This is a genomic window from Pseudoxanthobacter sp., from assembly GCF_036822375.1.
In the GTDB taxonomy this organism is placed as follows: domain Bacteria; phylum Pseudomonadota; class Alphaproteobacteria; order Rhizobiales; family Segnochrobactraceae; genus Pseudoxanthobacter.
Window position 1 is genome coordinate 1 of the sequence record NZ_DAISHT010000163.1, and the last position, 7978, is coordinate 7978.

Below are 7978 nucleotides of genomic sequence, written 5' to 3' on the forward strand. Positions count from 1 at the left end.
GCAGGCCGGCCCCGTGCCGCAGTGGGGCGCGGGCCCCGATGCCGGTTACGAGGCGCTCGCCGCCCGCTTCCGTCCGATCTTCGCCCGCATTGCGGAAGGCGCGGTCGCCCGCGAGGTCAGCCGCACCCTGCCGGTGGAGGAAATCGGCTGGCTGCGGCAGGCGCGTTTCGGGGCGCTGCGGGTGCCGGTTGCCGAGGGCGGCTTCGGCGCCACGCTGCCGCAGCTCTTCGGCCTGCTGACGGAACTGGCGGCAGCCGATTCGAATCTGGTGCAGGCGCTGCGCGCCCACTTCGGCTTCACCGAGGATATTCTGGCCGCCGCGCCGCAGCGCCGCGCGCTGTGGCTGCCGCGCATCGCCGCCGGCGAGATCGCCGGCAGCGCGTGGACGGAAACCGGCCCGGCTACTCAGGACCGCTTTTCCACCCGCATCACCGGCAACGGCGGAGACCTTCGCCTGACGGGGCGGAAATTCTACACCACCGGCTCGCTCTACGCCGACTGGATCGATGTCGGCGCCAGCGACGAGACAGGCGCCGGCCTGTCCGCGGTCGTCTCCCGCCATGCGCCGGGCGTGGAGGTGCACGACGACTGGGACGGCATGGGCCAGCGCCTGACGGCGAGCGGAACGACCGTCTTCACCGATGTTCCGGTGACGGATGTGGTGAGCGACGAGACGCGCTTTTCCTATGGCGCGGCGTTCTACCAGCTGGTCCACTTCGCCACGCTGGCCGGCATCGGCCGCGCGGCCGCCACCGAGACCGCCCGGCAGGTTGCCGCCCGCACCCGCAACTTCAGCCACGCCAATGCCGCCCTCGTGCGCCACGATCCGCAGGTGCTGGCCGTCGTCGGCCGCGTCACCGGCGCGGCCTATGCCGCCGGCGCCATCGTGCTGAAGGTGGCCGAAGCGCTGCAGGCGGTCTTCGAGGCCGGCGGCGATGCCGACGCGCTGGAGGCGGCCGGCGTGCGCGCGGAAATCGAGGTCGCTTCGGCGCAGGGCGTGGTGATCGACCTGATCCTTGATGCCACCAGCGCGGTGTTCGATGCGCTCGGCGCCTCCTCGACGCTGCGCGCCAACGGTCTCGACCGCTTCTGGCGCAACGCCCGCACGCTCGCCAACCACAACCCGCGCATCTACAAGGACCGCATCGTCGGCGACTATGCCGTCAACGGCACCCGCCCGCCGTTCCAGTGGCGCATCGGGCAGGCGTAAAGGGCTTCAGGCCCGGGCGAAGCCGGCGCAGGGCCCGCCCGCCCCGTTCAGCCGGCCTCGGCAAGAAAATCGCCGACCAGCCGGCTGAAGCGCGCCGCGTGCTCGATCTGGGTCCAGTGGCCGCAGCGGCCGAACACATGAAGCTGCGAGCGGTCGATCAGCGTGCAGAGGCGCTGCGACACCGCAAGCGGGATCACCTGGTCGTCGCGGCCGTGGACGATGAGCGTTTCGTGCGGCAGGGCGCGGATATCGTCCTCACGGCTTGCCAGCGCATCGACCCAGCGCTGGCGCGGCGCGGGAAACAGCGCCGAGAAGCGCTCCTGAAAACCGGGCCGGATGCTCGCCTCGTAGCGCAGCTTCGCCAGCTCGTCGTTGACCAGCGAGCGGTCGAAGGCGAACAGGTCCAGCATGCCGCGCATCGCCGCAATCGACGGCTCGTAGCCCCACACCCGGTCCAGCGCATCGGTGATCGGAAAACTGATGCCGACGCTGCCCATCAGCACCAGCCGGCGCACGCGCTGCGGATGGGCAATGGCCAGAGCCAGCGCAATGGCCCCGCCGAACGAATTGCCCACCACGTCGACCGCGTCGAGCTCCAGCCCGTCGAGCAGATCCAGCAGCTGGCGGATCCACACCGCGCGGTCGGGCACGATGCCGGGCACGCTTCCGGTGTAGCCGAAACCGGCCATGTCGGGGGCGATCACGCGCATCTGCTGCGACAGCGCCGGAATCACCCCGCGCCAGTTGGCCCACGCCGAAACGCCGGGCCCCGAGCCGTGGATGAACACCACCGGACGTCCGGTGCCCCGGTCATGCACATTGGTGAGGAAGCCGCCGGTGCGCACCGCCGCGCCGATTTCCGGATTGTCCGCTGCCGTCAAACCGCCGGTCATCGCCAGCCCTCCCGCCCTGTTCGTTCCGGTTGCGGCCGGCGTCACGCCCGGCCTTGCACCGACTTTAGGGGAGGTCGCCGGGCAGGGCAATAATTTCGATATTATATTTATTTTCGGCAATTATCGCCGACCCGCCGGGGCGAAAGGCCCCGGCCGCCGGCCTGTTCAGGCATCCTGTTCGGCACCGCGGCCGCCACCCGGCGCATCCTGGCCGGCAAACACCACCTTCAGCACGTCAAGGGTGCGCTGGATGTGCTCGCGCTCCAGCACGCAGGCCCGCTCCACGTCGCGCGCCAGCACGGCTTCCATCACCGCGGCGTGTTCGGCATGCACATCGCGCTCGATCACGCGGTTGCACAGGCAGATGCGGCGATAGCGCTCGGACTGCTGGAACAGCACGCCGTGCATCTGCTTCAGCCAGCGCGAGGGGCAGGCCTCGATGAGCGCCATGTGGAACGCCCGGTTGGCGTCCTCGAAGGCATCCTGTTCGGCAAGGCGGTTGGTCGGCAGCCGCGCTTCCACCTTGGAGAGGCGGTGGAAGGCCGCCACGAGGTTCGCCTCCCATGCATCGTCGCCGGCGAGGATCGACTGGCGCAGTGCCTCCACCTCGATGAGTTTGCGCACCTGCGTCAGGTCCGCCACGTCCTCCAGCGAGATCTCCGCCACCCGGAAGCCGCGCTGCTCTTCGGAGGTCACGAGAGATTCGCCGACCAGACGCGTCAGCGCCTCGCGCAGCGTGCTCGCGCCGAAGCCATAGCGCTGGCGCAGCATCTCGAAGCGCAGCTTCGAGCCCGGCTCAAGCGTTCCGTCCAGAATCTCGCGGCGCAGCGTGCTGTAGGCTGCCTCCACGAGACTGCGCGCCGCCACCACCTTCGGCGCCAGTTCCGTTTCTGCCATGTTATGACCACCATACCGGCGCGCCCGCCCCGCGAACCCGATCGGTCGTCCGGAGAGCTGCACGCGCGTGACAAGAAGGGAATGTCGCCAGTTTCGGGATGCGGGCCTTGCGGGTGTGCCCTGGGCAGGGAACCACCCAGTCCGGGCCGGCCGCCACCGGTTTCCGTTCAAGGCTGCGACTTCAGACTAACAAATTCCGAGAATCGCGGCAACAATCGACTTTCCTCGATAAAGTCCAAATTACGATTTTTCCGCAATTTCAAAAAATCTCGAAATTCCGATTGACGCCCGGCCGGCCTCCCGGATAAACCTGAGCCACGGTGACGGCTCCGCCCAATGAAGAGCTGCACCGCAGGGAGGTTCCGAGGGCATTGCCCGGCTCATTGCCGCCGGCCGTGGCTGCGCGCCTGCGCAGACGGGGCACGACACGGCAGAAGCCGGCCTGCCGCATCCGGTTTCCGGCTTCGCGTCCGGCGCAGCCTGTAACCGGTGCCACCGGCCGGGCGCGGACCGCTTATCCGCACCTGAGGACCGGGCTCTTCCTCCCGCTGCGCACCGGCCGCTGGCCGGCGTGACACGACGGCCGGGAGGAGATTGCACGGTGACGGAGCGTTTCACCATCGAGGTCGAAGGCAGCGGCCTTGCCAGTTGCCGGCCCGGCGAGCGGGTGCTTGTGGCCCTGGAACGGGCGCAGGGCTTCGGCCAGCTCAAGAATCTGCCGCGACGCCTGCCGGTCGGGTGCCGGCGCGGCGGCTGCGGCATCTGCCGGGCGCGCGTTCTGGAGGGGGCCTATCAGACCCTGCCCATGAGCCGCGCCCACATCAGCGCCGAGGACGAGAACAACGGCTTCGTTCTGGCCTGTGCGATTTCGCCCCTGTCCGACCTGACGCTCCGACTGGAGCCGGCGCGTCTGCCCAAAGCCCCCTCGCTCGGGGCCGCTGCCGCGCGGCCCTGCGCCAGCACGCCCGCCCCCGCTGAAGCGGCCTCTGCCGCCGGCGACCTCGCCCGGCCGTGTCCGACGGCCGCCGAAATTACCGCCTCGCTCAACGACAACAAAAACGCCGCCGTTTTCGGCGCGGCCGTTTTCCTGGAGGAATAAGCGATGTCCCACACCGGCATTCTGCGTCCCGGTTTCGTCCAGCTCCGCGTGCTGGACATGCAGGCATCCATCGACCACTACACCAAGCGGATCGGCCTGCATCAGGTCACCGAGGGCCGCGACGGCCGCGTGTACCTGAAGTCGGCCGACGAGTTCGACCATCACTCCATCGTGCTGCGCCGGGCCGACGAGCCGGGCTGCGACTTCATCGCCTTCAAGGTCCGCGATCTCTCCGATCTGGCGCACTACAAGGCCCGCGTCGAAGCGTGGGGCGCGGCCGTCGATCACGTTCCGGCCGGCGAGCAGCCGGGCATCGGCGAGCGCATCGGCTTCACCGTGCCCTGCGGCCAGCGCATCGAGCTCTATCACCACGCCGACCACTCCGAGCCGATGCCGCTGGTGCACAACCCGGATGTGTGGGTGCTCGAACCCCACGGCATGCGCGCCCGCCGCTTCGACCACGCGCTGTTCTACGGCCCGGATGTCGACAAGACGCTGGAGTTCTTCACCAAGGTGCTCGACTTCTCCTGCACCGAGCGCGTCGACATGCCCGACGGGCTGCTCGCGATCTGGCTCACCACCTCCATGAAGGCCCATGACATCGCCTTCGTGAAATATCCCGAGCCGAACAAGCTGCACCACGTCGCCTTCGAGCTGGAAGACTGGAAGGACGTCGGCCACGCCGCCGATATCCTCACCCGCTACGACATCTCCATCGATATCGGCCCGACCCGCCACGGCATCACCCGCGGCCAGACGATCTACTTCTTCGATCCGTCGGGCAATCGTAACGAAGTCTTCGCCGGCGGCTACAGCTACTACCCGGACAACCCGACCCGCACCTGGGACGGCGACAATGTCGGCAAGGGCATCTTCTATTACGAGCGCCAGCTCAACGAAGCCTTCCTCAGCGTCGTGACCTGATGCTGCCTTGCGGGGCGGCCGGCATTCGCCGCCCCGCTTCTTTCTTTGCCTGCCCCTTGCCGGGCGCCCGCCTTTCATGCCGACCGGAGACCGCCATGTCCGCCACGCCCCCGCCCCTCGCCGTCCGGCGCGACAGCATCAGTGCCGCCGCCGCGCAGGCCGCCGTCAGTGCCGCGCTCGCCTGCGGCGCAGCCCGCGGCGTGAAGGTGGTGGCCGCGGTGACCGACCCGGCCGGCGATCTCGTCGCCTGCGTGCGCGCCGACGGCGCCTTTGCCGCTTCCGTCTCCATCGCCCGCGACAAGGCCTACACCGCCGCGGTGTTCGGCGCCTCCACCGATGCGCTGTGCGAGGGCGTCAGCGTGCGCGGGGTGCTGCGCGAGGGTATCGCGCTGCGGCCCGGCGTCATCCTTTTCGGCGGCGGCCTGCCCATCGTGCTCGACGGGCAGGTGATCGGCGCCATCGGCGTGTCGGGCGGGTCGGAAGACGACGACCGCGCCTGTGCCACCGCCGGCCTTTCCGCGCTGGGGCTGTGAGCCGCCACCGGCCGCCCCTGCGCCAGACGAAATCGGGAGAGATCAACATGGCCGTTCATTCGCTCGCCAATGCCAAGCCGCTCAGCCAGTCCGCCGCCCGGCGCGACGCGGCCCACTTCATCGACGGCGTGTTCACGCAGGGCTCCACCGGCAGGAGCTGGCAGAATTTCTGCCCCGTGGACGGCTCGCTCATCGGCACGGTGCCGGAAGGCGGGCGGGCCGAGGTGGATGCCGCGGTTGCGGCCGCGCATGCGGCGCTCGACGGCGAGTGGGGCCGGATGACGGTGGTGCAGCGCACCGACATGCTGGCGGCGGTGGCCGACGGCATCAACGCCCGGTTCAACGATTTCCTTGAGGCGGAGTGCCTCGACACCGGCAAGCCGATGAGCCTTGCCTCGCACATCGACATTCCGCGCGGCGCCGCGAACTTCAAGATGTTCACCGACGTGGCGAAGACCATCGCCACCGAGTGCTTCCAGACGCCCACGCCGGACGGCACCGGAGCGCTCAATTACGCCCTGCGCCGGCCGCGCGGCGTCATCGCCGTCATCTCCCCGTGGAACCTGCCGCTGCTGCTGATGACGTGGAAGGTCGGCCCGGCGCTGGCGCTCGGCAACACCGTGGTGGTGAAGCCCTCCGAAGAGACCCCCCTCACCGCCACCCTGCTCGGCGAGGTGATGAATGCCGTCGGCGTGCCGAAGGGCGTCTACAACGTCGTGCACGGCTTCGGCCCGGAATCGGCCGGCGAGTTCCTGACCCAGCACCCGAAGGTCAACGGCATCACCTTCACCGGCGAGACCCGCACCGGCGAAGCGATCATGCGCCAGGCCGCCCACGGCATCCGCCCGGTGTCGTTCGAGCTCGGCGGCAAGAACCCGGCGATCGTGTTTGCCGATGCCGACCTCGACAAGGCCATTGAAGGCACGATGCGCTCGGCCTTCTCCAACTGCGGTCAGGTCTGCCTCGGCACCGAGCGCGTCTACGTCGAGCGTCCGGTGTTCGATGCCTTCGTTGCCCGCCTCAAGGCCGGTGCCGAGGCACTGCGCCTCGGCCGCCCGGAGGATCCGGCAACCGGCATCGGCCCGCTCGTCAGCCAGGAACACCGCACCAAGGTGCTGAGCTATTATCGCAAGGCCGTGGAAGAGGGCGCCACCGTGGTGACCGGCGGCGGCGTGCCGAAGATGCCGGCGGAGCTGGAAGGCGGCGCGTGGGTTGAACCCACCATCTGGATCGGCGCGTCCGACGATGCCGCCATCGTCAACGAAGAGATCTTCGGGCCGTGCTGCCATATCCGCCCGTTCGACACCGAGGAAGAGGCCATCCGGCTCGCCAATTCCACCCCCTACGGCCTGGCTGCGGCGGTGTGGACGGAGAACCTGTCGCGCGCCCACCGCGTGGCCGCCAGGATGGAGGTCGGCATCTGCTGGGTGAACTCGTGGTTCCTGCGCGACCTGCGCACCGCTTTCGGCGGCGCCAAGGCCTCCGGCATCGGCCGCGAGGGCGGCGTGCACTCGCTGGAGTTCTACACCGAGATCAGCAACGTCTGCGTCAAGCTCTGAGCGGGCCGCCGGCGGCGCCCGGCTGCCGGCCCCGCCTCTCCCAACAGGGGACGATATTCTCATGACCACGACCGAAGGGGCGATCCGCGAGGCCGCCGACCGGCTGGCGGCGGCTTCCGCCTCCGGCACGCCGTGCGCGCCGATCCGCGATCTTCTCACCGCCGGCGATCTGGCCGCCGCCTATGCCGTGCAGGAAATCAACACGGCCCGCGCGCTGGGCGAAGGCCGCCGGCTGGCCGGCCGCAAGATCGGCCTGACCTCGCTTGCCGTGCAGAAGCAGCTCGGCGTCGGCCAGCCCGACTACGGCATGCTGTTTGCCGACATGGCGCGCGGCGACGGCGAGGACATCGCACTCGCCGATGTGCTGCAGCCGAAGGTGGAGGCCGAGATCGCCTTCGTGCTCGGCCGCGACCTTGAGGACGACCGGCTGACCGTGGCCGACCTGTTCCGCGCCGTCGACTATGCGGTGCCGGCGGTGGAGATCGTCGGCTCGCGCATCGCGAACTGGGATATCCGCATCACCGATACCATCGCCGACAACGCCTCGTCCGGGCTCTATGTGCTCGGTTCGCGGCCGATGCCGCTTTCCGCCTTCGATCCGCGGCTGTGCGGCATGGTGATGGAGAAGGCCGGCGAGCCGGTCTCCGTCGGCGCCGGCGCGGCCTGCATGGGCTCGCCGCTCAACGCCGCGCTGTGGCTGGCCAAAGTGATGGCGAAGGCCGGCTATCCGCTGAAGGCCGGCGATACCATCCTGTCCGGCGCACTCGGCCCGATGGTCCCGGTCCGGCCCGGCGATGTGTTCGACGTGCGCATATCGGGTCTTGGCAGTGTTCGGGCGTCGTTTGGGAAGGAGTGAGGGGGAT

8 protein-coding genes are annotated in these 7978 nt (G+C 69.3%); 6 read left to right on the top strand and 2 right to left on the bottom strand.

The genetic code is table 11. The features are described 5' to 3' along the window. The first annotated feature begins 13 nt into the window (after nt 1-13). Complete coding sequence (locus V7067_RS13440) at nt 14-1210, top strand: acyl-CoA dehydrogenase family protein (RefSeq protein ID WP_334176421.1); 1197 nt, start codon at nt 14-16, stop codon at nt 1208-1210. A 47-nt stretch (nt 1211-1257) separates the two neighbouring features. On the opposite strand, the gene V7067_RS13445 is transcribed toward V7067_RS13440, so the two are convergent. After that, nucleotides 1258-2103 carry an alpha/beta fold hydrolase gene (locus V7067_RS13445; RefSeq protein ID WP_334176414.1) on the bottom strand — a complete coding sequence of 282 codons (846 nt, stop codon included), beginning with the start codon at nt 2101-2103 and terminating at the stop codon, nt 1258-1260. Nucleotides 2104-2268: 165 nt separating this feature from the next. Next, a complete protein-coding gene (locus tag V7067_RS13450; RefSeq protein ID WP_334176415.1) occupies nt 2269-3000 on the bottom strand; it encodes an FCD domain-containing protein in 732 nt (243 codons plus the stop codon). Between the two features lie 601 nt (nt 3001-3601). On the opposite strand from V7067_RS13450, the gene V7067_RS13455 reads away from it, so the two are divergent. The 5 genes from V7067_RS13455 (at nt 3602) to V7067_RS13475 (ending at nt 7971) form a co-directional block, all read left to right on the top strand. After that, complete coding sequence (locus tag V7067_RS13455) at nt 3602-4099, top strand: 2Fe-2S iron-sulfur cluster binding domain-containing protein (protein WP_334176416.1); 498 nt, start codon at nt 3602-3604, stop codon at nt 4097-4099. 3 nt (nt 4100-4102) lie between these two features. Continuing rightward, nucleotides 4103-5023 (top strand): catechol 2,3-dioxygenase, encoded by a 921-nt coding sequence (locus V7067_RS13460; RefSeq protein ID WP_334176417.1) that lies wholly within the window; start codon nt 4103-4105, stop codon nt 5021-5023. Nucleotides 5024-5118: 95 nt separating this feature from the next. Beyond that, entirely contained in the window at nt 5119-5556 is a 438-nt protein-coding gene (locus V7067_RS13465) for a heme-binding protein (RefSeq protein ID WP_334176418.1), read from the top strand. Between the two features lie 47 nt (nt 5557-5603). After that, complete coding sequence (locus V7067_RS13470; protein ID WP_334176419.1) at nt 5604-7115, top strand: 2-hydroxymuconic semialdehyde dehydrogenase; 1512 nt, start codon at nt 5604-5606, stop codon at nt 7113-7115. Between the two features lie 61 nt (nt 7116-7176). Beyond that, the gene (locus V7067_RS13475) at nt 7177-7971 is read left to right on the top strand and encodes a fumarylacetoacetate hydrolase family protein (protein ID WP_334176420.1); all 795 of its coding nucleotides are present in this window, start codon (nt 7177-7179) and stop codon (nt 7969-7971) included. Nucleotides 7972-7978 lie beyond the last annotated feature (7 nt).

Bases quoted from the DNA above. Each gene is read 5' to 3' on its own strand.
- V7067_RS13465 (WP_334176418.1), top strand. From the start codon at position 5,119: ATGTCCGCCACGCCCCCGCCCCTCGCCGTCCGGCGCGACAGCATCAGT.
- V7067_RS13475 (WP_334176420.1), top strand. From the start codon at position 7,177: ATGACCACGACCGAAGGGGCGATCCGCGAGGCCGCCGACCGGCTGGCG.
- V7067_RS13450 (WP_334176415.1), bottom strand. From the start codon at position 3,000: ATGGCAGAAACGGAACTGGCGCCGAAGGTGGTGGCGGCGCGCAGTCTC.
- V7067_RS13470 (WP_334176419.1), top strand. From the start codon at position 5,604: ATGGCCGTTCATTCGCTCGCCAATGCCAAGCCGCTCAGCCAGTCCGCC.
- V7067_RS13460 (WP_334176417.1), top strand. From the start codon at position 4,103: ATGTCCCACACCGGCATTCTGCGTCCCGGTTTCGTCCAGCTCCGCGTG.
- V7067_RS13445 (WP_334176414.1), bottom strand. From the start codon at position 2,103: ATGACCGGCGGTTTGACGGCAGCGGACAATCCGGAAATCGGCGCGGCG.